General features: G+C 58.9%; 26 protein-coding genes. 15 read left to right on the top strand and 11 right to left on the bottom strand.

Annotated features, from left to right (window positions below; translation table 11 throughout):
* Positions 1-14: 14 nt before the first annotated feature.
* The 9 genes from BM152_RS00215 to coxB form a co-directional block, all read right to left on the bottom strand.
* Positions 15-605, bottom strand: a complete 591-nt coding sequence (locus tag BM152_RS00215) for a GNAT family N-acetyltransferase (protein WP_066602860.1) — start codon at positions 603-605, stop codon at positions 15-17.
* Positions 605-1,864: a M16 family metallopeptidase gene (locus BM152_RS00210; protein ID WP_066602857.1), complete on the bottom strand. Its 1,260-nt coding sequence runs from the start codon at positions 1,862-1,864 to the stop codon at positions 605-607. Before BM152_RS00210 ends, BM152_RS00215 begins: the two co-directional genes overlap by 1 nt.
* Positions 1,861-3,243: a threonine synthase gene (gene thrC / locus BM152_RS00205; RefSeq protein WP_066602854.1), complete on the bottom strand. Its 1,383-nt coding sequence runs from the start codon at positions 3,241-3,243 to the stop codon at positions 1,861-1,863. Before thrC ends, BM152_RS00210 begins: the two co-directional genes overlap by 4 nt.
* Before the next feature lie 12 nt (positions 3,244-3,255).
* A complete protein-coding gene (locus tag BM152_RS00200; protein ID WP_066602850.1) occupies positions 3,256-3,924 on the bottom strand; it encodes an SURF1 family protein in 669 nt (222 codons plus the stop codon).
* Positions 3,925-4,014: 90 nt separating this feature from the next.
* Positions 4,015-4,818 (bottom strand): cytochrome c oxidase subunit 3, encoded by an 804-nt coding sequence (locus BM152_RS00195; protein ID WP_066602847.1) that lies wholly within the window; start codon positions 4,816-4,818, stop codon positions 4,015-4,017.
* Positions 4,819-4,855: 37 nt separating this feature from the next.
* Positions 4,856-5,437: a cytochrome c oxidase assembly protein gene (locus BM152_RS00190; protein ID WP_066602844.1), complete on the bottom strand. Its 582-nt coding sequence runs from the start codon at positions 5,435-5,437 to the stop codon at positions 4,856-4,858.
* Positions 5,437-5,598, bottom strand: a complete 162-nt coding sequence (locus tag BM152_RS19100; RefSeq protein WP_170125638.1) for a hypothetical protein — start codon at positions 5,596-5,598, stop codon at positions 5,437-5,439. Before BM152_RS19100 ends, BM152_RS00190 begins: the two co-directional genes overlap by 1 nt.
* A gap of 1 nt (position 5,599) precedes the next feature.
* Entirely contained in the window at positions 5,600-6,538 is a 939-nt protein-coding gene (cyoE, locus tag BM152_RS00185; protein WP_066602841.1) for a heme o synthase, read from the bottom strand.
* Positions 6,539-6,673: 135 nt separating this feature from the next.
* Positions 6,674-7,615, bottom strand: coding sequence for a cytochrome c oxidase subunit II (coxB, locus tag BM152_RS00180; RefSeq protein ID WP_066602838.1), 942 nt, complete (start codon positions 7,613-7,615; stop codon positions 6,674-6,676).
* A 176-nt stretch (positions 7,616-7,791) separates the two neighbouring features.
* On the opposite strand from coxB, the gene tldD reads away from it, so the two are divergent.
* The 3 genes from tldD to topA all read left to right on the top strand — a co-directional run bounded on the left by tldD (position 7,792) and on the right by topA (position 13,465).
* The gene (gene tldD, locus BM152_RS00175) at positions 7,792-9,213 is read left to right on the top strand and encodes a metalloprotease TldD (RefSeq protein WP_066602834.1); all 1,422 of its coding nucleotides are present in this window, start codon (positions 7,792-7,794) and stop codon (positions 9,211-9,213) included.
* 214 nt (positions 9,214-9,427) lie between these two features.
* Positions 9,428-10,567: a DNA-processing protein DprA gene (dprA, locus tag BM152_RS00170; RefSeq protein ID WP_331711564.1), complete on the top strand. Its 1,140-nt coding sequence runs from the start codon at positions 9,428-9,430 to the stop codon at positions 10,565-10,567.
* 219 nt (positions 10,568-10,786) lie between these two features.
* Complete coding sequence (topA, locus tag BM152_RS00165) at positions 10,787-13,465, top strand: type I DNA topoisomerase (protein ID WP_066602831.1); 2,679 nt, start codon at positions 10,787-10,789, stop codon at positions 13,463-13,465.
* 47 nt (positions 13,466-13,512) lie between these two features.
* On the opposite strand, the gene BM152_RS00160 is transcribed toward topA, so the two are convergent.
* A complete protein-coding gene (locus BM152_RS00160) occupies positions 13,513-14,412 on the bottom strand; it encodes an MBL fold metallo-hydrolase (RefSeq protein WP_066602828.1) in 900 nt (299 codons plus the stop codon).
* Positions 14,413-14,634: 222 nt separating this feature from the next.
* Here BM152_RS00160 and BM152_RS00155 point away from each other — a divergent pair, with 222 nt between their 5' ends.
* Genes BM152_RS00155 through BM152_RS00140 form a run of 4 tightly spaced genes read left to right on the top strand, consistent with a single transcriptional unit; the run spans position 14,635 to position 17,869 of the window.
* On the top strand, positions 14,635-15,339 hold the full coding sequence (locus tag BM152_RS00155) for a CoA transferase subunit A (protein ID WP_066602823.1): 705 nt from the start codon (positions 14,635-14,637) through the stop codon (positions 15,337-15,339).
* Positions 15,340-15,351: 12 nt separating this feature from the next.
* Positions 15,352-16,404, top strand: a complete 1,053-nt coding sequence (locus BM152_RS00150) for a GSCFA domain-containing protein (RefSeq protein ID WP_066602821.1) — start codon at positions 15,352-15,354, stop codon at positions 16,402-16,404.
* On the top strand, positions 16,401-17,204 hold the full coding sequence (locus BM152_RS00145; RefSeq protein WP_066602819.1) for a hypothetical protein: 804 nt from the start codon (positions 16,401-16,403) through the stop codon (positions 17,202-17,204). The genes BM152_RS00150 and BM152_RS00145 overlap by 4 nt, the downstream gene beginning before the upstream one ends.
* A gap of 35 nt (positions 17,205-17,239) precedes the next feature.
* Positions 17,240-17,869 carry a 3-oxoacid CoA-transferase subunit B gene (locus BM152_RS00140; RefSeq protein ID WP_066602817.1) on the top strand — a complete coding sequence of 210 codons (630 nt, stop codon included), beginning with the start codon at positions 17,240-17,242 and terminating at the stop codon, positions 17,867-17,869.
* Positions 17,870-17,915: 46 nt separating this feature from the next.
* Here BM152_RS00140 and BM152_RS00135 read toward each other — a convergent pair whose 3' ends face one another.
* The gene (locus tag BM152_RS00135) at positions 17,916-18,797 is read right to left on the bottom strand and encodes a lytic transglycosylase domain-containing protein (RefSeq protein WP_082715349.1); all 882 of its coding nucleotides are present in this window, start codon (positions 18,795-18,797) and stop codon (positions 17,916-17,918) included.
* Between the two features lie 385 nt (positions 18,798-19,182).
* On the opposite strand from BM152_RS00135, the gene BM152_RS00130 reads away from it, so the two are divergent.
* The 8 genes from BM152_RS00130 (at position 19,183) to BM152_RS00095 (ending at position 26,972) form a co-directional block, all read left to right on the top strand.
* On the top strand, positions 19,183-19,398 hold the full coding sequence (locus BM152_RS00130) for a Flp family type IVb pilin (RefSeq protein ID WP_066602812.1): 216 nt from the start codon (positions 19,183-19,185) through the stop codon (positions 19,396-19,398).
* A 64-nt stretch (positions 19,399-19,462) separates the two neighbouring features.
* Positions 19,463-19,675, top strand: coding sequence for a hypothetical protein (locus tag BM152_RS00125; RefSeq protein ID WP_066603695.1), 213 nt, complete (start codon positions 19,463-19,465; stop codon positions 19,673-19,675).
* 278 nt (positions 19,676-19,953) lie between these two features.
* A complete protein-coding gene (gene cpaB, locus BM152_RS00120) occupies positions 19,954-20,796 on the top strand; it encodes a Flp pilus assembly protein CpaB (RefSeq protein ID WP_066602809.1) in 843 nt (280 codons plus the stop codon).
* 246 nt (positions 20,797-21,042) lie between these two features.
* Complete coding sequence (locus BM152_RS00115; protein ID WP_066602799.1) at positions 21,043-22,413, top strand: type II and III secretion system protein family protein; 1,371 nt, start codon at positions 21,043-21,045, stop codon at positions 22,411-22,413.
* Between the two features lie 4 nt (positions 22,414-22,417).
* Positions 22,418-23,047 carry an OmpA family protein gene (locus BM152_RS00110; protein ID WP_066602796.1) on the top strand — a complete coding sequence of 210 codons (630 nt, stop codon included), beginning with the start codon at positions 22,418-22,420 and terminating at the stop codon, positions 23,045-23,047.
* 202 nt (positions 23,048-23,249) lie between these two features.
* Complete coding sequence (locus BM152_RS00105; protein ID WP_066602794.1) at positions 23,250-24,506, top strand: CpaE/TadZ family protein; 1,257 nt, start codon at positions 23,250-23,252, stop codon at positions 24,504-24,506.
* Positions 24,507-24,537: 31 nt separating this feature from the next.
* Positions 24,538-25,986 carry a TadA family conjugal transfer-associated ATPase gene (locus BM152_RS00100; protein WP_066602793.1) on the top strand — a complete coding sequence of 483 codons (1,449 nt, stop codon included), beginning with the start codon at positions 24,538-24,540 and terminating at the stop codon, positions 25,984-25,986.
* Positions 25,987-26,000: 14 nt separating this feature from the next.
* Positions 26,001-26,972: a type II secretion system F family protein gene (locus BM152_RS00095; protein ID WP_066602790.1), complete on the top strand. Its 972-nt coding sequence runs from the start codon at positions 26,001-26,003 to the stop codon at positions 26,970-26,972.
* Positions 26,973-26,976: the final 4 nt, after the last annotated feature.

Raw genomic sequence — 26,976 nt, 5'->3', positions numbered from 1 at the left:
CTCTGGCCGAGTTCTCAGGCCTGACCGATTGTCGTCGGTCCTCGCCGGTCAGGATGCAAAGCCGAATAGAGCACATGGTTGCGCCAGCGCCCGTTGATCTGGAGATAGGCCTGCGCCACGCCTTCATATTTGAAACCGGCCTTTTCCAGCGCTCCACGCGAGGCGACATTTTCCGGCAGGCAGGCCGCTTCAAGCCTGCTCAGGCGCATACGGGTAAAAGCGTGGTGGGTGACGGCAGCAATCGCCTCTTTCATATAACCGTGGCGGGCATAACGCGCCCCGATCCAGTAGCCGATAGTGCCCGCCTGCGCCGGACCACGGCGGATATTGTCGAGCGTCAACGCGCCCAAAAGCGCATTGTCCTCGCGCCGGAACAGAAACACCGGAAGCCCTGTGTCGCTTTTGTAACTGCGCTCGGCCCAGATCACACGGTTGGTAAAGGATTTGCGCGTCAGATGGTCCTCGGACCAAGTGGGCTCCCACGGCTGCAGGAACTCCATGCTTTCAGAGCGCAAAGCCGCCCAAGCGCGATAGTCCGAATGCTGGGGAAGGCGCAGCGTCATACGCTCCGTCTCGATCCTTACCTTCGGCCGTCGCATCAGCATCAGGCAGCAAACCTCTCACGCAGATCTTCAAGCTCCGGCGCGGCTTTCACCGGACCATAAAGCGCCATAGAGGCCTTGCCCAATCCGGTCTGCGCCAGAAACTCCCGCACACTTTCAAGGCTGACCGCGTCGATCCGCTCGACCGTTTCCTCAAGCGCCGGAATACGCCCCCAGATGCCCAGCATCCGTGCATTGCGCTCGGAGCGCGAGGACGGGCTTTCCAGCCCCATCAACAGCCCCGCCTTGATCTGCGCCCGCGCACGGTCCACTTCGACCATCGTCATCTCGGAGGCGGCGCGTTTCATCTCGTCCACGGTCACCTCGGCCAGTTCCGCGATCTGCTCGCCGGAGGTGCCCGCGTAAATCGTGGTCAGACCGGTGTCGGAATAGGCCCCCGACTGCGCATAAATCGTGTAACACAGCCCGCGTTTTTCGCGCAGTTCCTGAAACAGACGCGAAGACATGCCGCCGCCCAAAGCCGTGGTCGCGGTCTGGGCGATATAGATGTTCTCGTCACGATAGGCCGGCCCTTCGAAAGCCAGCGTGAAATGCGCCTGTTCCAAGGATTTGACCTTGCGAAACTCGCCACCCTCGAACCGTGCCGGATCGGCATAATCGCGACCGTGCGGTTTAAGATCGCCAAAGATCGCCTCGGCCTCAGCCACGATCCGGTCGTGATCGATATTCCCCGCCGCAGACAGGACCATGCGTTCGGGGCTGTAATGCTCTTCCACAAACCCTGCGAGATCGTCGCGGGTAAAATTCCGCACCCGTTCGGCGGGGCCAAGGATCGTCCGGCCCAGCGCCTGTTTCGGGAAGGTGGCCTCTTGCAGCCAGTCGAAAATCACATCATCGGGCGTATCAAGCGCCTGACCGATCTCGGAGAGGATCACGCCGCGTTCGACTTCCAGCTCATGCGGATCGAAAATCGGGTTCAGAACGATGTCCCCGATCACGTCCAGCGCCAGAGACACATCATCTTTGAGCACCCGCGCATAATAGGCCGTGGTTTCCCGCGTGGTATAGGCGTTGAGATAGCCGCCGACATTTTCCAGCACTTCCGCGATTTGCAAAGGCGTGCGGCGCTTGGTGCCCTTGAACGCCATATGTTCGAGAAAATGCGCAATGCCGTTCTGTTCGATGCGCTCGTGCCGCCCACCTGCCAGCACCCAGACCCCGATCGACGCGCTTTGCATCGACGGCTGAAGTTCGGTGACAATCCGAAAACCGTTAGGAAGGGTGTGGATACGTGGACTCAAGCGAGACGCTCCTTGATGAGGGATTTAAGACCGTCGAGGTCATTGGGCACCACTGTGAACCGCTCGTCGCGCTCGAACAGATCGGCCATATGCTCCGGCAGGTCCGGATGAATACCGCAGGCCGCTTCGACCGCTGCGGGGAATTTCGCCGGATGCGCGGTCGAAAGCGAGACCATCGGCACATCGCCCAAATGCTCCTCCGCCACTTTCACAGCCACAGCCGTATGCGGGCAGAGAACTTCGCCCGTGCGTTTGTGCATGTCAGCAATCGTGGCAGTGGTTTCTTCTTCAGAGGCGCGGCCCGATTGGAACGTGTCCCGCAGACGGTCCATCGCCCCTTGGGAAATCTTGAACGCGCCGGATTTGAACTCGTCCATAAGCTGCGCAATCGCCGCACCTTCGCGGTCATAGACATCGAAAAGCGCACGTTCGAAATTCGACGACACCTGAATGTCCATCGACGGGCTGATCGAGGGGACCACGCCTTCTTTCGTGCAGGCCCCTGTTTCCATCGTCCGGTGCAGAATGTCGTTCTGGTTCGTGGCAATTACCAGCGTCTCGATCGGAAGACCCATGCGCTTGGCGATATAGCCCGCAAAGATGTCCCCGAAATTGCCGGTCGGCACGGTAAAGGAAACCTTGCGATGCGGCGCCCCCAGAGAGACGGCCGAGGTGAAGTAATACACGACCTGCGCCAGCACCCGCGCCCAGTTGATCGAATTGACCGCCGCAAGTTTGACGTGATCGCGGAAGTCGATATCGGCAAACATATCCTTGAGCGCTGCCTGACAATCGTCAAAGTCGCCCTCAACCGCAAGCGCGTGGACATTGGACTCGGACGGTGTCGTCATCTGGCGGCGCTGCACATCGGAGACGCGGCCATGCGGAAAGAGGATGAACACATCCACATTCGACAGGCCCTTGAAGGCTTCGATGGCGGCAGAACCGGTGTCCCCCGAAGTCGCACCGACAATGGTCACATGTTCCCCGCGCCGCGTCAGTGCGGCCTGAAACAGTTGCCCGATAAGCTGCATGGCGAAATCTTTGAACGCCAGCGTCGGCCCGTGAAACAGCTCCAGCAGGAAGTGGTTCGGCCCCAACTGCACCAAAGGCGCACGGGCGTCATGTTTGAAGCCTGCATAAGCCTTCGCAATAATCTCCTGAAACTCGGCATCAGTGAAGGTGTCGCCGATGAAAGGCTTCATCACCTTGAAGGCGGCCTCCTCATAAGACAGCCCCGCCAGCGCGGCAATCTCGCCTTCGCTCAGGGTCGGAATGGTCTCGGGCACATAGAGCCCGCCATCAGAAGCAAGGCCCGTCAACATGGCCTCTTCAAAGTTCAAAACCGGCGCATCGCCGCGGGTCGAGATATAACGCATGTGCTCCGCTCGTCAGATTGTTCGCGTCCTGATACGCCAGAGAAGGAAAAGAGTCATCCCTAACCAGACAAGACAGAGCGAAAACCACGTAATCGCATATTCAAGATGGTCATTCGGAATGCCCGCGACGCCCACGGGCATCGGCTCGATCCCCTCTCCCGTGCTTTCTCGTGCCACGATCAGGACCGGCTCTGTGTCCAAAGCCGCCGCCATCGCCGGAATGTCCCGCCCGAACCAGATGTTGCGCGCCATGTCCGGCTCAGGGGTCGAGGCGTTCATATCATCCGGCCAATGCAGATTGCCGATCACCGTGACAGCCCCCTTGGGACGCGCCGCCTCTTTCGCCTCGTCCGACACAAATCCGCGATCCAGCAACACCCGCCGCCCGTCGTCCAACGTCAGCGGCGCGACGATCAGATAGCCCGCGCCGATCTGCTTGCGCGAGACCAGAACATGCAGCTCCGCATCCCCGATCTTCCCCTCGACCACCACCGGCAGGTATTTCATGGACGGATCAACCACAGCCGGCAGCGGCACGGGATCGGCGCGGATCTCCGCACGAATCTCGGCCAGAATCCCCTCTTTCCACGCCATACGCGACAGCTGCCATGTGCCCAACCAGATCAGAATGCCACAGCCGAGGACACCGATCACGATGGGGAAAATCATCCGTTTGTGCATCTTTTCTCCATAGAGGCTCTCCAATGGAAAAGGGCGCGATCCCCGCGCCCTTCTAACCGGTTTTCTGATGGCGGGAAATACTCAGGGCACTCACTGGCCCCAGATGTAAACCGCCACGAACAGGAACAGCCAGACGACATCCACAAAGTGCCAATACCATGCGGCGGCCTCGAACCCGATGTGATCCTCCGGCGTAAAGTCACCGCGCATCGCACGAACCAGACAGATGGTCAGGAAAATCGTGCCGATGATCACATGGAAACCGTGGAATCCTGTGGCCATAAAGAAGGAGCCAAAGAAGAAGTCGCCCCCGAAGGTCCAGCCTTCATGCACAAGCAGCTCGTAGTATTCATAGGCCTGAAACAGTGTGAACACCGCGCCGAAGCCCACACCAATCGCAAGACCGGCAACGAGGTCCTTGCGGATATTGCCATGCACCAGAGCATGGTGCGCCCAAGTCACGGCACAGCCGGACAGCAACAGGATCAGTGTATTCATCAGCGGCAGGTGGAAGGCATCCACCGGAATGAATTCGGGCTTCACATATTCCGTGCCCGGATAGCTCCACATCGGATAGAGCGCATTCTTGAAAAACGCCCAGAACCATGCGGCAAAGAACATCGCCTCGGACATGATGAACATGATGAAACCATAGCGCAGACCGATCCGCACCACCGGCGTGTGATCCCCCGCCTTGTTCTCCTTGATCGTCTCGCCCCACCAGCTCCACATCACATAGAGCACACCGATGAAACCGATCAGGAAGATATAAGGGTTGTCCTTGGCCATCCACATCACCGCGCCAAATAGCATGACAAAGGCAGCCATTGCCCCCATCAGCGGCCAGGGCGACGGTGGAAGGATGTGGTAGTCGTGGTTCTTTTCGTGCGCCATTGCGTGCGTCCCTCTCCCTTAGAGTGCCCGTTCGGGCTTAGTTCACAGTGGTCTGCACAGGGCTGCCGCTATCCAGCGCGGCATAATCCTCAGGCAGATCTGTTTCGTGAAATGTATAAGACAGTGTGATCCGATGCACATATTTCGCATCCCTGTCGGTCGTGATTTCCGGATCGACATAGAAGGTCACGGGCATCAGTACCCGCTCACCGGGCTTGAGTATCTGTTCGGTAAAGCAGAAACAGTCGATCTTGGTAAAGAAATTGCCCGCCTCGAAGGGCGCGACATTGTAAGACGCCGTGCCCGCGATCACACGATCGGTCGGGTTGTAAGCCTCGTAAAACGCCAGCCCCGTCTCCCCGATGCGCAATTCCATCACGTTTTCAACGGGCTTGAACTCCCATGCCATCGACGGATCCGTGTTCGCGTCAAAGCGGATCTTAATGGTCTCGTCCAGAATGACATCCGAGGCGCTCTCGGCCACATCCGTGGTGCCACCAAAGCCCGTCACCCGACAGAACCAGCTGTAAAACGGCACAGAGGCCCACGCCAGCGCGCCCATGAGGGTCACCACCCCCACGAGTTGCAGCACTGTCTTTTGCGGACCTTGGAGTGCCATCAGTATTGTGTCTCCTGCGTTGCAATGGAGGGATCAAGCACGGTCACCTTGACCACGGTCAACCCGATCAGCAGCACGACAAAGGCCGCCAAAGCCAGCCCCAGCCCCACATTGCGGGAGCGGCGGCGGGTGTGAATGTCGTGCAGCTTGGTGATTGCCATCTTAGAACGGCCCTCCGATGCCAAAGGAAAAGAGCACCTTGTCAGCCATAAGCGCCATGAAATGCAGGAAAGTATAGGCCAGCGACAGTTTGAAAAACGCGCGCTCGGCCTTGTAGCCGTCAGCTTCCGCCACGACTTCATCGCGCCGCCAGAGCACCACAGCCCCGCGCAGGAACAGAGCGTTCATCACCACTGCAACGACCAGATAGCTCCACCCTGCCAAGGGTGTGGCAAACATTGCTGCGGCGAATCCTGCCAGCAGCACGGTGTAGACAAGGATATGGTTGCGCGTCGCACGCTTGCCGTGGGTGACGGTCAGCATCGGCACTTTCGCCTTGTCGTAATCCGCGTTCATGAACAGCGCCAGAGACCAGAAATGCGGCGGCGTCCACATAAAGACCAGCATGAACATCAGAACCGAAGACAGCGTGATGTCCCCCGTCACCGCAGCCCAGCCGATCATCGGAGGAAATGCCCCCGACGCCCCGCCGATCACGATGTTCTGCGGCGTCGCGCGTTTGAGCCACATGGTGTAGACCACCGCATAGAAAAAGATGGTGAAGGCCAAAAGCGCCGCTGCGACCCAGTTTGTCGCAAGATACAGCATGACGACCGAAAAGGCCGAGAGAGTCAGGCCAAGGCCCAGCGCTTCTTCGCGCGTGACTTTCCCCGCCGGAATCGGGCGCGACTTGGTGCGTTTCATCACCATGTCAATGTCGCTGTCATACCACATGTTCAGTGCGCCGGAGGCTCCGCCGCCGATGGCAATGCAAAGAATCGCGAAAAACCCCAGAAACGGATGAATCCCGCCCGGAGCCACGATCAGACCGGCAAAGGCCGTGAACACGACCAGAGACATCACACGCGGCTTGAGCAGCGCAAAATAGTCGCCGAATTCCGCCTCGTGTTTGTCGTCCAAAATGATCGTCGCGTCAGTCATCGCATATTGTCCAGTGCGTTTTGCCAGTTGTGAAGATGCCCCCCGACGGGCTTTGACCTCTTATGGGGGGCGCTTTCGTGCGTGGGTCTTGTTCTTTTATATGGCGGGGCGGTTGATCCGCCCTCACCCGAAATCTTAGTTGGCAGATGCCAGTTTGATTGCGCTCGGAGCGGTGTCGTTGGCGGCGTAAAGCTCTTTGGCCTGCGCCAGCCAAGCGTCATATTCGTCCTGCTCCACCACCTGCACCGTGATCGGCATATAGGCGTGGTCCTTGCCGCAAAGCTCGGAACATTGGCCAAAGAAGGTGCCGGTTTTCTCGGCCTTGAACCAAAGCTCGGCCACACGGCCCGGAACGGCATCCTGTTTCACGCCAAAGGCAGGGATTGTCCAGCTGTGGATCACATCCGCACCGGTCACACCCATCACGATTGTCTTACCCACAGGCACAACAACCTTTGTATCGGTGGCCAACAGGAACTGGTCCTCGGAATAGCCCGCCCGCACCAGCTTGTCGCGCATCGCATCGTTCAGCACATAGTTGCGCGCACCGGCGTCGTAATCCTCATCCGTCATATTGGCAGGGTGACCCAGAAGATAGCTGTCGAAGGCAATGTCTTCGTCCACATATTCATAGCCCCAATACCATTGGTAGCCCGTCACCTTGATATAGATGTCGCCCTCCGGAATTTCCTGCTGCTTGAACAGCACCGGAAGGGAAAACGCACCAATGACCACGAGGATCAGGATCGGCACGATGGTCCAGGCCACCTCGATTGGCGTGTGATGGGTAAAGCTCGCCGGCGTTTTGTTGACCTTGCGGTTGTAACGCACGATGACCCAGAGGATCAGCGCACAGACAAACCCGACGATCAGGGCAATGACCACCAGAAGCATATGATCAAGCGATTGCAGATCACGCGCCAGTTCCGTCGCGGCGGGCTGGAACCCTGTCTTGCCCGACACGGGCGCGCCCAGAAGTTCACCGTCCTGGGCCCATGCCCCGGTCGCCATACCGGTCGTGGTCAGCGTTGCAAAAAGAGCGGCCGCCGCAGCGGACCCAAAAGATTTTGTGCGCATTGTCTCTTCCCTAGGTTGCAATCAGGGTTGTTTCCCCGACGGCTGCCCCGGTATTCCGGGTGCGTTTTCGTTTGAGTCTGCCCTATCAAAGACCATATTAGGCGTGACGGGACAAGAATTCCTATCCGCATTCAGCTGTTTTTTTGATCTAGATCAAGTCTAAAGGGAGAAAATCCATGACTTCGAGCCGTTTTGACCCATTTACAAATGCGATCGAACTTGAAAACTCCCTTGCGATTCTCCGTGAGGCCATCGCGGGAGCCGATGATGGCGAGCTTTTTCTCGAACGGCGCACCTCCGAAGGTCTGGTCCTTGATGATGGCCGTATTCGCACCGCATCCTATGATGCGTCCGAAGGGTTCGGACTGCGCGCCGTGCGGGGCGAAACCACCGGATATGCCCATTCCACAGAGATCACCGAACAGGCCATCCGGCGCGCCGCCGAAACCGCACGTCTCGCCGTGGGCGAAGGCGGCGGCACATTGGCCGATGCCCCGCGCCTGACCAACGTCCATCTCTACACCGACGAAAACCCGCTCGACGGCGCCGCCTTTGATGTGAAAATCGAGACGCTCAAAGAGATCGACGACTACCTGCGCGACCTTGATACCCGTGTGGTGCAGGTCACCGCCTCGCTCGCCGCCTCCCATCAGGAGGTCTACATCCTGCGCCCCGAAGGCGGGCTGACCTCCGACATCCGCCCTATGGCGCGACTCTCCATTTCCGTCATTGTCGAACAGAATGGCCGTCGTGAAAGCGGCTCTGCGGGCGGTGGCGGACGGTTTGGCCTGACCGGTCTCATCGCACCGGATCACTGGCAGGGTGTAGCCCGCGAGGCCCTACGCATTGCCGTTGTGAACCTCGAAGCCGTCCCCGCCCCCGCCGGTGTCATGGATGTGGTGCTCGGACCGGGCTGGCCCGGCGTATTGCTGCACGAAGCGGTCGGGCACGGGCTTGAGGGTGATTTCAACCGCAAGAAAACTTCTGCCTTCGCAGGGCTTATGGGCCAACAGGTCGCCGCAAAGGGCGTCACCGTGCTGGACGATGGCACCATCCCCGACCGGCGCGGGTCGATCTCTGTCGATGACGAAGGCACCCCCTCGGAGAAAACCACGCTCATCGAGGACGGTGTTCTTGTTGGCTACATGCAGGACCGCCAGAACGCACGTCTCATGGGCGTCACCCCCACCGGCAACGGTCGGCGCGAAAGCTACGCCCACGCCCCGATGCCGCGGATGACCAACACCTATATGCTGGGCGGAGATGCCGCTCCAGACGAGATCATCTCCGACATGAAAGACGGCATCTATGCCGTGGGCTTCTCCGGCGGTCAGGTCGACATCACCAACGGCAAATTCGTCTTCAACTGCACCGAAGCCTATCGGGTCGAGAACGGCCGGATCGGCGCACCGGTCAAAGGGGCCACGTTGATCGGAGACGGGGCCACCGCCATGAAACATGTGCGTGCCATCGGCAATGACATGGCGCTTGATCCCGGCGTTGGGAACTGTGGCAAACAGGGGCAATGGGTGCCTGTGGGTGTCGGCCAGCCGACCCTGCTGATCGGCGGGCTGACAGTCGGCGGCTCTGCCGCATAAGCGCCCTCCTCCAGATTGCTCTAGCCCCAAGGCGGGGCTCACAACCGCCTTGGGTGTCCCGTCTCAGGCCTGTCCGTATCTGGCATGACCGAAGCGAAAAACTTCGTTTGTTTGCGAAAAAAGCCAAATTTTCCTGTTTTTGGTAACTGCTCATTAACCATTTTGAGTGAATGTGAAGGGGCAAGAGACGGAGAGAGTTGGTTCCTTGGATTTCATCCCTTCCCACCACCCCCTCACCCCACCCCACACCGAGGAAGATCGGGCCATCTGGCTTCGCCTCTTGCGCTCTCGCCGCGTTGGCGTGAGCACCTTTTACCGACTGATGAAAGAACACGGCGATGCGGCCGCAGCCCTTGAGGCCCTGCCCGAAATCGCCCGTCAGGCCGGTGTTTCCGATTATCAGATTTGCCCTCAAGGCGTGATCGACGCGGAACTGCGGGCGGGGCGCAAACAGGGTGCGCGGCTCCTGCTGCGTGGCGATCCCGACTATCCCGCACTTCTGGCACAGATCGACGACGCGCCGCCCGCGCTCTGGGTCAAGGGCGATCTTTCCCTGCTCGAACGTCCCGCGCTGGCCATCGTAGGCGCGCGCAATGCCTCCTCTCTGGGCCATCGCTTCGCCCGCACACTCAGCCGCGATCTTGGTGCTGAAGGATTTGCTATCGCCTCCGGCCTTGCCCGGGGGATCGACGCAAGCGCACATGAGGCGGCCTTGGACACCGGCACGCTCGCTGTGCTGGCCGGTGGTCTGGACCAGATCTACCCCGCAGAAAACACCGCGCTTTATCATAGCATGGCCGAGTCGGGCCTGCTGTTGTCCGAGCAACCGTTCGGCATGAAACCCTTTGCCCGCCACTTTCCGATGCGCAACCGGATCGTCTCCGGTCTGGCCCGCGCCACCATCGTCGTCGAGGCCGCCGCACGCTCCGGCTCGCTTCTCACCGCAGGCAATGCGCTGGATCAGGGGCGGGAGGTCATGGCCGTGCCGGGGCATCCGTTTGATGCACGCTCGGCGGGCTGCAACATCCTGTTGCGCGACGGGGCCACCCTCATTCGCAGCGCCCGCGATGTGATCGACACACTGGCCGCCGCCTCGCCGCTGGCCCAGACCGCCATGACGACCCCGCAAGAGGCCATCCCCGTGCCTGCGGCCCCCGCAGAGACCCGTACTCTGGCCGATCACGCCGCCCTCCATCGGGAGATTCTCTCCCGCCTGTCCGGCGCTCCCCTGCCCGAGGACGACCTCATCCGCGACCTCGGCGTGGCGCCCGAACGTGCCAGTGCGGAGATTCTCAACCTTGAACTCGATGGCCGGATCGCACGCAAACCCGGTGGCATGCTGGCGCTGGGATAGGGGCCGGAAGCGCGCCACAGCCACCTCCGGCCTCACCCATAACAGCCTCGCCTCGCGTCTCTTTACGCCGATCCCTAAGGTCACAGTTTCGTCGGGACAAAAAAGAAAAGCAGAAGGCTGCGACACAATAATCAACGCTTTGCATTGACATTCCCCACAGGCTCAGACCATTTTCCGCCGCCATAAGCCCCATTCACACGAGAATCTTAAGGACCGTCCATGCCAGTTGTTGTTGTCGAATCCCCGGCCAAGGCCAAAACGATCAACAAGTATCTGGGCAAGGATTACACGGTGCTGGCCTCCTACGGCCACGTTCGCGACCTGCCGCCGAAAGATGGCTCTGTCGATCCGGACCATGAATTCGAGATGAAATGGGAGATCGGCGCGGACAGTCGCAAACACGTCAAAGCCATCGCAGATGCGCTCAAAGACGACGACGAACTGATCCTCGCGACTGACCCCGATCGCGAAGGGGAGGCGATTTCGTGGCACTTGCAGGAGGCTCTGACCAAACGTCGCGCGATCAAGAAATCCACCGCCGTGTCGCGCGTGACCTTCAACGCCATCACCAAGCCCGCCATTCTGGAGGCCATGAAGCACCCGCGTCAGGTCGATGTGCCGCTGGTCGACGCCTATCTGGCGCGCCGCGCTCTGGATTATCTTGTGGGCTTCAACCTCTCCCCCGTTCTGTGGCGCAAACTGCCCGGTGCGCGCTCCGCAGGGCGGGTGCAGTCGGTCTGTCTGCGCCTGATCGTCGAGCGTGAGCAGGAGATCGAAGCCTTCAACCCGCAGGAATACTGGACCGTCAAGGCGCTTCTGGAAACGCCGCGCGGGCAGAGTTTCGAAGCACGCCTGACCCAGCTTTCCGGCAAGAAGCTCGACAAATTCGACCTGAAAGACCGGATGAGCGCAGAAATGGCCGTTCAGGCGGTCAGTTCGCGGGCGCTCAAAGTCGCTTCTGTCGAAGCCAAACCCGGCTCGCGCAACCCATCCGCGCCTTTCATGACCTCGACGCTGCAACAGGAAGCCAGCCGTAAATTCGGCATGGGTGCACGCCAGACGATGAATTCGGCGCAGCGGCTCTATGAGGCGGGTCTCATCACCTATATGCGGACCGACGGCATCGACATGGCCCCCGAAGCGGTCGCGCAGGCCCGTGAGGCCATCAAAGACCGCTATGGCGATCAATATGTGCCCCAAAGCCCGCGGATTTATAAGAACAAAGCCAAAAACGCCCAAGAGGCCCACGAATGTATCCGCCCGACGGATATGTTCGCCGCCCCCGACAAGGTCAATCTGAGCGACGCCGACCAGCGCAAGCTCTACGACCTGATCTGGAAACGCACCATCGCCGCCCAGATGGAAGGCGCGAAACTCGAACGCACCACCGTGGACATCGCCTCAGACGACCATGAGGTTGTGCTGCGTGCCACCGGTCAGGTCGTTGTCTTTGACGGGTTCATGGCGGTCTATACCGAAGGCCGCGATGATGTGGAGGAGGACGACGAGGGCCGCCTGCCGCAGATCACGCAGGGTGAGGCTCTGAAAAAAGTGGCGGGCGGGCTCAAGGCCCAAGCCGCCGAAAAAGAGGCGATTCTGGGCGCGGAAGACGCCGTTATGGGGCTTCAGCACCACACCAACCCGCCGCCGCGCTACACCGAGGCCACCTTGGTCAAGCGCATGGAAGAACTGGGCATCGGGCGCCCGTCCACCTATGCCTCCGTGCTGACGACGATTGTCGACCGCGAATATGTGCGCAAGGAACAGAACCGCCTGATTCCCGAGGACAAGGGCCGGATCGTCACGATCTTCCTGATGAATTTCTTCCGCAAATATGTGGGCTATGAATTCACCGCGAATCTCGAAGAGGAGCTTGACGAAATCTCGGCGGGCGAACTCGATTACAAAGAGGTTCTGGCGAAATTCTGGCGCGACTTCCATGCGGCCATTGCGGAAACCTCCGACCTGCGCATCTCCGAAGTGCTCGACAAGCTCGACGACGCGCTCGCCCCGCAGCTTTACCCGCCGCGCGAGGATGGCTCCGATCCGCGCGTCTGTCCGAAATGCGGTCAAGGCTCGCTCCATCTGAAAACCTCGCGCACGGGCGGGTTTGTCGGTTGTTCCAACTATCCCGAATGCACCTACACACGTCCGATTGCGGGCGAAGGTGCCGAAGGGGATGAACGTCTTCTGGGCGAGGACAACGGCGACGAAATCTGGCTCAAATCCGGACGGTTCGGCCCCTATGTGCAACGCGGGGAGCCAACACCCGAAAACAAGAAACCGCCACGCGCCTCCCTGCCCAAGGGCTGGTCGAAAGACGACATGGACCTTGAGAAAGCACTCACGCTTCTGTCTCTGCCCCGCGAGATCGGCGAACATCCCGAAGGCGGCATGATCAAGGCCAATTTCGGACGGTTCGGCCCCTATCTGATGCACCAGCTGCCCGATGAGGCCAAGCCCGTCTACGCCAACCTCAAAGACCCGAATGACGTGTTCGAATGCGGTATGAACCGCGCGGTGGAGCTGATCACCGAGAAGCGCAACAATCCGGGACGCGGGCGCTCGGCGGCGGCGAAGCCGTTGAAAGAACTGGGCGAGCATCCCGATGGCGGCGGGCCGGTGAATGTGATGGAGGGGCGCTATGGCCCCTATGTGAAATGGGAAAAGGTCAATGCGACCCTGCCCAAAGACATCAAACCGGAAGACCTGACCATGGAGCAGGCGGTAGAACTGATCGCGGAGAAGGCGGCCAAGGGCGGCAAAAAGAAAGCCCCCGCCAAGAAAAAAGCCGCGCCGAAGAAAAAGCCGGCGGCGAAGAAAGCTCCGGCGAAAAAGAAAGCTGCGGCTAAGAAGACAACAGCCTCTTCAAATGATGATGGTGATATCGTCGAATAATCGCCACAGAATGATTAAAGGGCGCCCTCAAAGGCGCCCTGTTTCATTCAGAACTTTGGTTTGAACCGGTTGACGGGAATGGAGAACACCGCCCTGCCCTTGTCATCCGGCTCCGGCAAACGCCCGCCCCGAATATTGACCTGAAGCGCATAGAGCATCCGCGCCGGCAAAGGCAGGGTCGCATCACGCGCATCACGCGTCCGGATAAATTCCTCTTTCGAAATCCCGTCTTTCACATGGATATTCGAGGCTTTGTGCTCCGCCACAGTGGCCATACAGGCCTCCTCACGCCCGCCTTTGCGGTAGTCATGCCCCACAAAGATACGCGTGTTGTCAGGCATGGCCAGAATGGTTTGCAAACTGTTCCAGAGTTCCTCTGACGAGCCGCCGGGAAAGTCAGCGCGAGAGGTCCCGCTGTCGGGCACCATGAATGTGTCATGGGCAAAGACCGCATCTCCTATGACATAGGTGATGGAGGCCAGCGTGTGTCCAGTAGACAGAATCACCTCGCCCTTCAGATTGCCGATCCCGAACGTGTCACCCGCTTCGAACAGTCGATCCCAGTAGTCCGGACGGTTCTTGAGGCTGTCATTGGCATAGAGATCGGCCCAGATGTTCTGCACATCGAGAACCTTCTTGCCAATCGCCTGCGGCGCACCGAGTTTTTCCGCCAGATAGGGCGCGGAGGAAAAATGGTCCGCATGGGGATGCGTGTCCAGCACCCAGACGACCTTCAGCCCTTCTTGCTTCACATAGTCGAGCAGCACGTCGGCGCTGGCGGTCCATGTCGCACCTGAGGCCGGATCAAAATCGAGAACCGGATCAATAATTGCGGCGGATTTGGTTGCCGGGTCCGAGACGATATATTGCCAGGAACCACTGGCCTCCTCGTAGAAGGCGGCAACATCGGGGCTTCCGGCGGCACCGGAACTTGGGAAAACCTGCATGTCTAATATCCTTTGCGCGTCATTTCATATTCTTACTTTTGCATATGATGTGACCTGTTTCGGAATCAAGTCCGACAAAAATAATATATTATGATAGCAGGACACAGCTTTTCTTATTTCGCGCCGCCACAGGCGCAGAGCTAGTGTTGCGGCGCAGCAAAGAATTGACTTGGGCCCCAATAATCCCATTAATCGGGCAAACGGATTTCGTGGAGGAGAGACATGAATAAAGTATACGGATCGGCCAAAGAGGCCCTCGACGGGGTATTGCAGGACGGGATGCTGATTGCTGCGGGCGGTTTTGGCCTGTGCGGCATCCCCGAGCTTCTGATCGAAGCCATTGTCGAAAGCGGGGTCAAAGACCTCACCGTGGCCTCGAACAATGCGGGCGTGGACGGGTTTGGCCTCGGCAAGCTTCTGGAAACCCGCCAGATCAAAAAGATGATGTCCTCCTATGTGGGCGAAAATGCCGAATTCATGCGCCAGTATCTTTCAGGCGAGCTGGAGCTTGAGTTCAACCCGCAGGGCACCTTGGCCGAGCGTATGCGTGCAGGTGGCGCGGGCATCCCCGGTTTCTACACCAAGACCGGCGTTGGCACCGTGATTGCCGAGGGCAAGGACCACCGCGAGTTTAACGGAGAGACCTATATCATGGAGGAAGGCATTTTTGCCGATCTCTCCATCGTGAAAGCATGGAAGGCCGACGAGACCGGCAACGCGATTTTCCGCAAGACCGCGCGCAACTTCAATCCGCCCGCCGCCATGTGTGGCAAAATCTGCGTGATGGAAGTCGAGGAGATCGTGCCCACAGGCTCGCTCGACCCCGATCACATCCATATGCCCGGCGTCTATGTCCATCGCCTCATTCAGGGCGAACACGAAAAGCGCATCGAGCAACGCACCACGCGCCCGCGTCCGGCAGCGTAAGGAAAACACGGTTTGGGCAGCCCCTATGATACCCTGTCTGCCTCCGCCCTCTGGCGGAGCGGTGTCGCCGAAGTTGACCCTTTGGCGATTGACGGGGTTTATCTGCCCAAATTTCCGGTTACCCCCGACACCAAAATCATGACGGCGGGAAGCTGTTTCGCCCAGCATGTCCACCGTGCGCTTGCGGCGCGCAACTGGGCGGTGATTGACGTGGAAACCCCGCAAGGTCCGATCCCGCGTGCGGTGCTCAACCGTTACGGCTACGGGCTCTATTCCGCGCGCTATGGCAACATCTACACCGCACGGCAGATGCTCCAGCTTTTGCGCGAGGCACTGGGAGAGATCCGCCCCGCAGAACCGATCTGGACCCGCGACGGGCGGTATTTCGACGCCCAGCGCCCGAATGCCGAACCGCTCGGGCTGGAAAGCGCAGAGCATGTCATGGAGGCCCGTTCCGTCCATTTGCGCCGCGTCCTGCGCGCCGTCAAACGGGCGGAGGTGTTCGTCTTCACCCTCGGACTGACCGAGGTCTGGCGTCACAAGGAAAGCGGCACGGTCTACCCGACCGCCCCCGGCACGCTCGCCGGTCATTTCGATCCGGAGGTCTACGGCTTTCACAACTTCACCCTGCCGGAGGTGCGCAAAGACCTTGAGGCCCTGCGCACGCGGCTCAAAGCCCTGCGCCCCGACCTCAAGATGTTGCTCACCGTATCTCCCGTGCCGCTCACCGCCACGGCGACAGACAAGCATGTGCTGGTCTCCACCAGCTATTCCAAAGCCGTGCTCCGCGGGGCGGCGGGGGAAATGGCCGCGAAATATGAAGACGTCGATTATTTCCCCTCATTTGAGCTCATCACCAACCCCGCCGCAGGAGGCCGGTTCTACAAGAACAACCTGCGCAGCGTGACCGAAGAAGGCGTCACAGCCGCCATGCGGATGTTCTTTCAGGCCCATGCGCCCGATGCCTCTGCAACGGACGGGCCAACGCAAGACCGTTTCGAGGATGATGCGGACGAGGCCGATCTGATCTGCGAAGAGGCCCTGATCGAGGCGGCACGCTCATGAGAGAGAAAATCCTCATCATCGGCACCTCGCACACAGGAGCCTTCTATACCGCCCGCGACGCCATCGCGGCGGGCTTCCCCGATCTGGATGTCAGCTATTTCGGTCTGCCGGGGCGCGTCTATAGCAGCGCGATCTACGAAGGCGGTGTGTTCCGTGCCCCCGAGAGCATGCCGCGACAACTGGCGTGGATGGACCGCCGCGAGATCGATTTCGCGCCCTTCTCCCATATCCTGCATGTCGGAGAACGCTATGCGCTCAACCATGTCATGCGGCTTATGGTGTTCCATGATGTGCTTGAAGAGCCGGAACGCACGGGACGTGCCTTTATCTCCAGCGCAGCACTCGCGGATCTGATACGCGGCACGGTTGCCAGACGCGCCGAGCGCCTGCTGGAACGGTTCGGGCGGGACAGCCGCGCCTGCTTTCTGCCCGCCCCCTACCCGCTTGCACGCTCCACCCGTCTCGGTGCCGGACATGAATATGCCCTCGCCGCACTCGGCAAACGCGCCCACGGGGCGAAGTGGATGGCGCTCTACGAGCAGATCATCGAAGAGGAAATGCACAAGGCCGGTCTGAACGTGCTTTTGCAACCCCGGCAAACCCGTGCGGGCCAGTTCATGACCGCCGACCACTTTGCCCGCGCCGACACGGACCAGTCCGCCCCCCCTGACAAGGTCGACCACCGACACATGAATGCAGATTATGGATGGCAGGTGTTTTGCGCCTTCGCGCAACGCTGCCTCGGACAGACACCGGAAAGCGGCATCACCGCTCCGGCGCAACAGTTAAAGACAGGTTAGCCGGACGCAACACCGGCAAATGGAGGAGAGAAAACATGGCTTGGGATCGTAACCAGATGGCGGCGCGCGCCGCACAAGAGCTTGAAGACGGCACCTATGTGAACCTCGGGATCGGCATCCCTACACTGGTGCCGAATTTCATCCCCGAAGGCGTCACCGTGACACTGCAATCGGAAAACGGCATGTTGGGCATGGGCCCTTTCCCCTATGAGGGCGAAGAGGACCCCGACCTGATCAACGCTGGCAAGCAAACCATCACGGAACTGCCCAACACCGCCTATTTCGACAGCGCCTTTTCATTTGGCATGATCCGTGGCGGCAAAATCGCCATGGCCATCCTCGGCGCGATGGAAGTGGACGAAAAGGGCGATCTGGCGAACTGGATGATCCCTGGCAAGCTCGTCAAAGGCATGGGCGGCGCGATGGATCTCGTCGCCGGTGTGGGCCGCGTGGTGGTGGTGATGGATCACACCAACAAACACGGCGATTCGAAACTCTTGCATAAATGCACCCTGCCGCTGACGGGTCAGGGCGTGGTAGATCGCGTCATCACCAATCTCGGCGTGCTGGATGTGGTCGAGGGCGGGCTGAAGATCGTCGAGCTTGCCGATGGCGTCAGCGAAGACGAGCTGCGCGCGGCGACTGAGGCGACCATCGTCGATTGAGTATTTTTAGCACAAAGGAAACCGGACGCGGGCGATTGGGTCCGCGTCACTTCTGCGCGCGAATGGCGTTGGTCGCAAACACACAGCCGTCAGAATACAGGTCCGGCGGCGTCACACAGAGCCGTTTTGCCACCTGCCACGCCGCCAGCACTTTCGGCACATAGGCGCGCGTTTCCGCATAGGGCGGCGGGCCTCCGGCGGCTTTCACCGCATTCTCGCCCGCATTATATCCCGCAAGCGCCAGCGCCAGATCACCGTTGAACTCGGACAGAAGCCAATCGAGATAGGCGATCCCGCCCTTGATGTTCTGTTCCGGATCTGTCGCATCGACACCGAAACGCGCCGCCGTCGCCGGAATAAGCTGCATCAAGCCTTCCGCCCCTGCCCCGCTCACAGCCGTCTCGTCGCCGGAAGATTCGACCGCAATCACCGCCAGCGCCAGTGCGGGGCTGACCTTGGTTCCGATGGAATGAAGCAAGAGCGCCGTTCCGTAGCGATTGGCCAGATCGGTGACATGCTGGAAGGACGGGCGCGGGATCGCACCACCGGGGTCACGATCCAGCGCTGCCAGAGCCGCCTCGAACCGCGACGCCCCCGCGCCAGCTAGATCATGTGGCACGGCGTCCCAATACCAATCCAGTAGATCGGCCGGAGCGGCATCTGCCTCGGGCTTGGCCGCCGGAGGGGCCTTGACCGTTTTGGCACCGGGGCGGATTTGCACAGAGATCAGATTCCCCGCCCCGCCTTGCGGCACAGCGACTCGCTTGGAGTGGACTTCGGGCCAGGGCGGCGGCGACTCGGCCTCTTTGACCTCCTGCTGCGCGTTGTCTTGGGCCTGAATCGGGCTCACAGCCGTCAGACCCAGACAAATTACAGCGCAACATCGGGCGACTCGCCCCCGCGACAGGATCGGGAAAGGAAAAAACATGCTCGAACGACTCTCTTTTCCAGCCTCACGGGGCCGGACTTCTTTATGATTGGCTCCATTTTCGCAAAAATCACCGGTTTAAGCGAGGGATTTGGGTCGATTCCGAATAAATAGAATGCAAGGTTTCACGGATTATTTGCCGCAAGAGACTTTTCCCGAAAAATGGTTAAATTTATTTTTATTTAAAAACAGTGTGTTAATAGAAAATTTACGCGAAAAATTCTTTGCGCCAAAATCGTACTAATGCTGCCCAACTCTCGCCCCAGTTCGAGGGCCATATAGCCTCATCGAAAGCGCAACGAGACACACCGGCAAGGGAAACGCCGAAGCTCGAAGCGCCGAGACGTGGAAACCAAATGTTACAACATCCTTGGAGGGATACATTATGAAACTTTTCAAATTCGCAAAAACCTTCTCCCGTGACGAAGAAGGTGCTGTGACCGTTGACTGGGTTGTTCTGACCGCAGCTATCGTGGGCCTCGGCATTGCTGTTCTGACGACCGTTGGCGGTGGCGTGATGGATCTTGGCAATGCAATTGGCTCCGACCTCTCGACAACTAACACGACTGATTGGGGCGCACTCACAGGCGGTGACAGCTAACTACATTCTTAAGCGTATAGTAATGGCCAAGCAAACGGCACAACACGTTTTCCGGAGAACGCATATGGAACTCTTGGGTCTAAAAAAACTCTTCAATCAAGATGAAGATGGTGCGGTGACCGTCGACTGGGTCGTCTTAACCGCAGCGATTGTAGGACTTGGCGTTGGTGTACTGTATGCTGTTTCTGGCGAAATTATTGACGTGGGCGACAAAATCGCCGACGACATCGATGAACGTGGTATAGTAGATTACTCTACGCTCATAGATGAAAGCTAGCTTTACACCTGGTCTTAAGACAAACGCTACACAGTTGAATTAAGACAAAACACGAAAAGAAGGCCGCGCTTCTAACATGAAGCGCGGCCTTCCTGTTTTATCTATGGCTCCACTCCCCACAAAACAACAACCCCGCGATTTCCCGCGCTTTGTTCGTAAAGTCGCAAAAATTCACGAGAGCGCCACGGCAAAATCACCGAATTGCCTCATTTCATTGACAGGTTAACCGCATATCGCGAGAGGGGACGGGTTCCCCACATGCAAAGGGACGAAGAGTTATGCGTATTATTTTTGGATTGGTCCTCGTCATCGGGGTCGCTCTGGCCGGGTTTGCCGTTCACATGACCCGCGGCTATTTGTCGACCTATCAGGCGGAGTTGAACCGTGAGAAAGCCTTACGCTCCCAGACGGTTCAGACCGAAGATATTTATGTGGCCCTCGAACAGATTTCCTATGGGGAAGAAATCACGCCGGACAAGGTGAAAATCGTGAAATGGCCGGTGAACGCCTTCCCGAAAGAGCCGTTCCAAACCGAAGAACAGCTCTTCCCCGAAGGCACCGGTGTCGTGCGCTCCGCATTGCGGACGATCGAGCCGATGGAACCACTTATGGCCGCCAAGCTCACCCGTCCGGGCGAGAAAGCAGGTGTTGCGGCACGTCTGTCCAAAGGCATGCGCGCCTTTGCGATTCGCGTGGACGTAACCAGCGGCGTCGCCGGTCTGTTGCGCCCCGGAGATCGGGTCGACATCTACTGGACGGGGACATTGTCCGGCTCGCAGACCGAAACAACAAAACTCATCCAGTCCTCGATGCCTCTCGTGGCCGTCGACCAATCCGCTGACGAGGAACGCCAGTCCAACGTGATTGCCCGCACCGTCACGGTCGAAGCCAGCCCAACGGAAGTCGCCGCACTGGCCACGGCCCAAAGCACAGGCCGCCTGTCACTGGCGCTTGTGGGGCTCAATGACGACACGGTGGTCGGCAGGGTCGAGATCGATAAAAACACGCTTTTGGGTGTCGAAGAACAAGTCGTCGTCGAAGCCCCGCAAAAAGAGACCTGCACCATCCGCACACGCAAAGGTGGTAATATGGTTACAACCCAGATCCCCTGCTCCAACTGAGACGCAGGATCATGACTGCAAGGAGTGACTCGAAAGGGTCGCTCTTTTTTGTGGAAATTCAACAATATATCCACATCCATATCGTTTCGTTTGGACGCATCCGGATCAGTGGCTTGTGGCTTATCCACATCACCAAACGCCGCCAAGAGATTGATTCTTGCAAAAAAAACCGAATTAACGCATTCTCGGCGCAATTGGGCCGATAGAGTCCGTTTTTGAGGCGTGGTCGAATAGAGGCAGGATCACATGAAAGCATTTAATATATTTAAGGCGGCTCTCATCGGGTTTGCCGTTATGAGCTCAACGCCCCAAGGGGCTTTTGCAGAGAAACTTCGCGTTATGACCGGCTCGCCATCTGGCGTGCTGAACGTGCCGATGAACCGCGCAGTGGTGGTCGAAAGCGACGAACCCTTCACGGAAGTCTCGGTCGCAAACGCGGAAATTGCGGATATTTCCACATTGTCGGAACGCTCGATCTATGTGCTCGGGCGAACCCCCGGCATGACGACCATGACGCTTCTGGCCCCTGACGGGTCGCTGATCACCAATGTGCAGGTGCAGGTCACACCAGATCTGACCGAATTCAAAGAGCGCCTGCGCCAGATTATGCCCAATGAGAGCATCGAAGTGCGCACTGCCAATGACGGTATTGTCCTGTCCGGCATGATTTCTTCCGTCACCATGATGGATCGCGCGGTGGAACTGGCCGAGCGCTATGCGCCGGGTCGTGTGTCCAACCTGTTGAACATCGGCGGCACCCAACAGGTGATGCTGAAAGTGCGCTTTGCCGAAATGTCGCGCTCTGTATCGAAAAACCTCACCGCCTCGCTTGGCGTCGAATATGGCGGCAACGATGCCACCAGCAGCGCATTGCTTGGCGGCACCGCAAGCGGCGATGGTCAGGGACAATTCTCGATCGGCGGTACAATCGGCGACACCGAGCTTTCCATCCTGCTCGAAGCGATGGAAGAAAAAGGCGTGTCGCGCACATTGGCCGAGCCCAACCTGACCGCGCTTTCCGGCCAGCAGGCGAAATTCCTCGCCGGTGGTGAATATCCGATTCCTGTGTCCGACGATGACGGCATCTCCATCGAATACAAACCGTTCGGCGTTGAGCTTGAATTCATCCCGCGCGTCATCAATGGCGACCAGATCAACCTTGAAATGCGCGCAGCGGTCTCCGGCGTTGATTCTTCGGTGAACTACACCGCGAACGGCTTTACCGTAAATTCGTTCAAACGCCGTGAAACCTCCACCACGGTGGAACTGCGTGACGGGCAAAGCTTTGCCATTGCCGGACTTCTGGAAGACGATTTCGAAGATCTCATCGGTCAGGTTCCGTGGCTGGGCGATATTCCGGTTCTGGGCGCCCTGTTCCGCTCCACCGACTATTCACGCAGCCAATCCGAGCTCGTGATCATCGTCACCCCGCACCTTGTCACCCCGACAAATGGTCTGGCGCTTTCCTTGCCGACCGACCGTGTGAAAATCCCGAGCGAAAAAGAGATGTTCCTTTTCGGGAAAACACTGGGCGGCACATCCGCGCCGAAATCCGGTGGTGCGGCAGAAGTGGCGAAACAGGACTTCTCCGGGTCCTATGGCTATGTGATGGAGTAAGGACATGCGCGGGACTTTGAAACTGACATTCGCGGCCACGGCCCTCCTGGCTCTTGGCGCCTGCTCCGAACAACCTGCGGGCTCCACGCTCGACAACGGGACATTTGGCAATGCGACGATGAACAATACGCTCGTCCAGACCGGTCAACTGAATTATGTGATTGATCTGAACGAACGCTTCGCGGCCCAGGTGCCGACCACCGTGAATTTCGAGTTCAACTCGGCCATTCTCGACGGTGTCGCCCGTGATGCCATCCGCAAACAGGCGCATTTCATGGCGCAATTCCCCGAAGTGCGCTTCCGCGTTTACGGGCACACCGACCTCGTCGGCTCCAACGCCTATAACAAGGCGCTTGGCCTGCGCCGCGCAAAAGCCGTGGTCGCAGAGCTTGCCCGCAACGGCATCTCGCGCTCGCGTCTCGAAGCGATGGTCTCGTATGGCGAAACCCAGCCGCTCATCGTGACCCAGCATCCGGAACGCAAGAACCGCCGCACGGTCACCGAAGTTTCCGGTTTCGTGGAAAACGAAAAGCTGGTGATGGACAGCCGCTATGCGGAGATCATTCACCGCGATTATGTCGAAAGCGCCGTCTCGACAACGAGTATAGAAACGACAGGCTCTATCGACGAGTAGTAACATCGTTCCAGAATAGCGAATTATTACGCGATTTTGGCCCTATTGTTGCCCTAGTTGACCGGCACCTTATCCCCATTGGGAGCAGTATATCCGTCCTCCGAGTCGGATAAACGCGCCAGGGGAATAAGGGCCGGTCTTTTCTTTGAAAGACCGCGATCCTCATAAGCCTGGCGTTCGAGTAAAAAGGACGCTTTGAGCAATGTCGAGTGAAGCTCTATTGGAAGACGACCCGACCCCGCTGATCGCCTGTACGATCAGTCGGGATGTGCAGAATTTTGATCTTCTGATCGAAGATATGGAGACCGAATTGGGCGAAGCCTGGGGAGATCTCTCTTTTGAAGACGCACGGCAATTTTTCCGCCAACCGGAGAGCGGGGCCCTCAAGTTTGTCGCCATCGCCCTTGATCATGAGGACGAGAGCCAACTGGCCCTGATCGCCGATCTGGTCAAATCGGCCAAGGCGCAGGACGTCAAGGTCATCCTGATTGCCGATGAGGTCTCGCCTATGGCCTTGCACCAGTTGCTACAACTCGGTGCCGAGGACTTCATCCCCTACCCTCTTCCCGAAGATGCGCTGCATGACGCCATCGAACGGCTGGATGCCCCGCAAAAAGTGGCCGCTGTCGACTTTGTCGAAGCCACCGCCGCCCCGCAGGCCCAGCTTCAGTCCGGTGCAAACGGTATCATCCTACCGGTGCAATCCATGGCCGGCGGCGCGGGGGCGACGACCATCGCCGTGAACCTCGCGTGGGAACTGGCCACGATCGAAAAGAAAGGTCCGCAACCGCGTGTACTTCTGATCGATTTCAACCTGCAATTCGGGTCCGTATCGACCTATCTCGATCTGCCGCGGCGTGAAGCCGTCTATGAATTGCTGTCCCCGAGCGACGAGATCGATGACGACCTGTTCAAAGGTGCATTGTTGAATTTCAACGACAAAATGTCGGTCCTGACCTCGCCTGCGGAAATTCTGCCGCTCGATTTCATCGAGGCGCAGGACGTGGAGCGACTGCTGGAGAAAGCACGTAGCCATTTCGATTATGTGATCGTCGATATGCCCGCCACTCTGGTGTCGTGGACCGAGACGGTTTTGAACGCGGCGGAGTTCTATTTCGCGCCCATCACACTGGACCTGCGCTCCGCACAGAACATCCTGCGCCTGCGCAACACGCTCAAGGCCGAGGAATTGCCGTTCGAAAAACTACGCTTCCTGCTGAATTTCGCGCCCAAAGGCATCGATATGTCCGCCAAGGCACGCATCAAACGTATGGCCGAAAATCTCGAAATTGCCATTGATGTGCAGTTTCCGGACGGCGGTCGTCCGGTGCGCGAGGCCTGCGATCAGGGCGTGCCTCTGGGAATCGAAGCCACCAAGAACCCGTTGCGCAAGGAAATCCACAAACTTGCCGCCTCGATTCATGCGCGCCAGACGGAACAGCTTGAAGCCGCACAATAAGGGGTACATCCCCGTATGAGGTAGAACAGAAATGTTTTCGAGATATAAGAAAAACGAGACCCAGAAGGCCGCTCCGGTAAAAGCGCAACCCACCAGCGCCGCGCCAGAAGAACCCAAACGCGCGGCACCGCCCAAGCCGAAAGCACCCGCGCCCAAACCGGCCCGCCGCTCGGCCCAGGCCGCGCCCGTGGACAAAGAGCGCCGCCGCAAGGAACGCCTGAGTGAAATCAAGGTCGAGATGCACAAGCGTCTCCTTGAGGATCTGAACCTGTCCGCTCTCGAAACCGCCTCCGAAAAAGACCTCAAGGCTGAAATTTCCGATATCACCGCCGAGTTCCTCGCCGATCAGGGCCTTGTCCTGAACCGCGAAGAGCGGATCATGCTGAACCAGAACCTCTATGACGAGGTGCGTGGTCTCGGTCCGCTGGAACCGCTTTTGCAAGATGAAAGCGTGAACGATATTCTGGTGAACGGCCCGCAACAGATTTTCGTCGAGCGCGCGGGGAAACTCGAACTTTCCGACATCACGTTCAAAGACGAAAAGCACCTGCTGCGCATCATCGACAAGATCGTCTCCGCCGTCGGTCGTCGCGTGGACGAATCTAACCCCTATGTTGACGCCCGTCTTGCGGACGGGTCACGTTTCAACGCGATGGTGCCTCCGGTCGCCGTGGACGGCTCGCTCGTCTCCATCCGGAAATTCAAAAAGGAAAAGCTCGGGGTCGACGATCTGGTGCGTTTCGGCGCGTTTACCGAAGAAATGGCCGCCTATCTTCAGGCCGCCGTCTCCACCCGCCTCAATGTCATCGTCTCGGGCGGGACAGGTTCCGGTAAAACCACCACGCTCAACGCCCTGTCGAGTTTCATCGACAACTCCGAACGCATCCTGACCATCGAGGATACGGCGGAACTTCAACTCCAGCAGACCCATGTGGGCCGCATGGAAAGTCGCCCCGCCAACGTCGAGGGCAAGGGCGCCGTGACCCAGCGCGACTGTTTGCGCAACGCACTGCGGATGCGTCCGGACCGGATCATCGTCGGCGAGACGCGCGGCGAAGAGGTGATCGACATGTTGCAGGCCATGAACACCGGCCACGACGGGTCAATGACCACGATCCACGCCAACTCCGCCCGCGATGGTGTGTCGCGTCTGGAAAACATGATCGCCATGGCCGGGATTGAGATGCCGCTCAAGGCCGTGCGCTCGCAAATTTCCTCGGCTGTGAACCTCATCGTGCAGGCCTCGCGCCTGCAAGACGGGTCGCGCCGCATGGTCTCCATCACCGAAATCACCGGGATGGAGGGCGATGTGATCTCCATGCAGGAAGTGTTCCGCTTCCAGCGCACGGGCCTCACCCCGGACAACAAGATCATCGGTCACTTCACCGCAACCGGTGTGCGCAGCCACTTCTCCGAACGGTTCCGCATGTGGGGCTATGACCTGCCGCCATCCCTGTTTGAACCGACCAATCCGCGCTAAGGAGCCCGAAGACCATGATCATTTCAATGGAACCGATCATTTACGGCGTGATTTTTGTCGCCGTTCTGCTCCTCGTCGAGGGCATTTACCTAACGGTATTCGGCAAGTCGATCTCGCTGAATTCGCGGGTCAACCGGCGCTACGAGCTTTTGGAAAAAGGTTCGGGCAACCGCGAAGAAGTGCTCAACCAGCTCCGCAAGGAGATGAGCCAGCACCTCCAGTCACGGAAAATTCCGCTCTATTCCGTGCTGGCCGAAAAGGCGCAAAAGGCCAATATCGCCTTCTCGCCCAAACAGCTTCTGATGATCATGGTGCTTTTGGGCATGGTGGCCTTTGTGGGTCTCTCCATCGGCACGTCGGCCTCGATGCCGATCCGTGTGGCCGTCTCCGTGCTCATGGGGATCGGCGCAGTCTATGTCTGGATCCAGTCCAAAGCCAAAAAACGCCTCGCGCTGATCGAAGAGCAACTGCCCGACGCCGTGGAACTCATGGTACGCAGCCTGCGTGTCGGCCACCCGTTTTCCAACGCGCTCAACATCGTCGCCAAGGAAGTACCCGATCCGCTGGGCACCGAAATGGGCGTGATCGCGGATGAAAGCGCCTACGGACGCGAGGTAGGCGAAGCCCTCAAAGACATGGCCGAACGGCTCGACATGCAGGACTTGCGCTTTCTCGCGGTCGCCGTCTCCATCCAACAGCAATCGGGCGGGAACCTCGCCGAAGTGCTCGAAGGCCTCTCGAAAGTGATCCGTTCGCGCTTCAAACTCTTCCGTCGGGTGAAAGCCATCACCGCCGAGGCGCAATGGTCCGGCAAATTCCTCTCCGGCTTCCCGCTTCTGGCGCTGCTGACAATTACGTTGATCAAACCCGATTACTACGATTCAGTCAAAGACACCCCCGCCTTCATCCCCGCCTGTCTGGTGGTCGCCGGCTTCCTGACTGTGAACATCTTCGTCATGAAAAGCCTTGTGAACATCAAGGTCTGAGACG

The organism is Celeribacter halophilus (genome assembly GCF_900114135.1).
GTDB lineage: Bacteria > Pseudomonadota > Alphaproteobacteria > Rhodobacterales > Rhodobacteraceae > Celeribacter > Celeribacter halophilus.
The sequence above is the reverse complement of the archived record's forward strand: the minus strand, read 5'-3'. Positions and strand labels throughout refer to the sequence as shown.

Coding starts and splice junctions, on each gene's coding strand:
- BM152_RS00125 (WP_066603695.1), top strand. CDS start 19,463: ATGGAACTCTTGGGTCTAAAAAAACTCTTCAATCAAGATGAAGATGGT.
- BM152_RS00095 (WP_066602790.1), top strand. CDS start 26,001: ATGATCATTTCAATGGAACCGATCATTTACGGCGTGATTTTTGTCGCC.
- BM152_RS00195 (WP_066602847.1), bottom strand. CDS start 4,818: ATGGCGCACGAAAAGAACCACGACTACCACATCCTTCCACCGTCGCCC.
- BM152_RS19100 (WP_170125638.1), bottom strand. CDS start 5,598: ATGGCAATCACCAAGCTGCACGACATTCACACCCGCCGCCGCTCCCGC.
- BM152_RS00155 (WP_066602823.1), top strand. CDS start 14,635: ATGAATAAAGTATACGGATCGGCCAAAGAGGCCCTCGACGGGGTATTG.
- thrC (WP_066602854.1), bottom strand. CDS start 3,243: ATGCGTTATATCTCGACCCGCGGCGATGCGCCGGTTTTGAACTTTGAA.
- BM152_RS00105 (WP_066602794.1), top strand. CDS start 23,250: ATGTCGAGTGAAGCTCTATTGGAAGACGACCCGACCCCGCTGATCGCC.
- BM152_RS00115 (WP_066602799.1), top strand. CDS start 21,043: ATGAAAGCATTTAATATATTTAAGGCGGCTCTCATCGGGTTTGCCGTT.
- topA (WP_066602831.1), top strand. CDS start 10,787: ATGCCAGTTGTTGTTGTCGAATCCCCGGCCAAGGCCAAAACGATCAAC.
- BM152_RS00135 (WP_082715349.1), bottom strand. CDS start 18,797: ATGTTTTTTCCTTTCCCGATCCTGTCGCGGGGGCGAGTCGCCCGATGT.
- BM152_RS00215 (WP_066602860.1), bottom strand. CDS start 605: ATGCTGATGCGACGGCCGAAGGTAAGGATCGAGACGGAGCGTATGACG.
- BM152_RS00130 (WP_066602812.1), top strand. CDS start 19,183: ATGAAACTTTTCAAATTCGCAAAAACCTTCTCCCGTGACGAAGAAGGT.
- BM152_RS00190 (WP_066602844.1), bottom strand. CDS start 5,437: ATGGCACTCCAAGGTCCGCAAAAGACAGTGCTGCAACTCGTGGGGGTG.
- BM152_RS00145 (WP_066602819.1), top strand. CDS start 16,401: ATGAGAGAGAAAATCCTCATCATCGGCACCTCGCACACAGGAGCCTTC.
- BM152_RS00110 (WP_066602796.1), top strand. CDS start 22,418: ATGCGCGGGACTTTGAAACTGACATTCGCGGCCACGGCCCTCCTGGCT.
- coxB (WP_066602838.1), bottom strand. CDS start 7,615: ATGCGCACAAAATCTTTTGGGTCCGCTGCGGCGGCCGCTCTTTTTGCA.
- BM152_RS00140 (WP_066602817.1), top strand. CDS start 17,240: ATGGCTTGGGATCGTAACCAGATGGCGGCGCGCGCCGCACAAGAGCTT.
- cyoE (WP_066602841.1), bottom strand. CDS start 6,538: ATGACTGACGCGACGATCATTTTGGACGACAAACACGAGGCGGAATTC.
- cpaB (WP_066602809.1), top strand. CDS start 19,954: ATGCGTATTATTTTTGGATTGGTCCTCGTCATCGGGGTCGCTCTGGCC.
- BM152_RS00160 (WP_066602828.1), bottom strand. CDS start 14,412: ATGCAGGTTTTCCCAAGTTCCGGTGCCGCCGGAAGCCCCGATGTTGCC.
- tldD (WP_066602834.1), top strand. CDS start 7,792: ATGACTTCGAGCCGTTTTGACCCATTTACAAATGCGATCGAACTTGAA.
- BM152_RS00200 (WP_066602850.1), bottom strand. CDS start 3,924: ATGCACAAACGGATGATTTTCCCCATCGTGATCGGTGTCCTCGGCTGT.
- BM152_RS00100 (WP_066602793.1), top strand. CDS start 24,538: ATGTTTTCGAGATATAAGAAAAACGAGACCCAGAAGGCCGCTCCGGTA.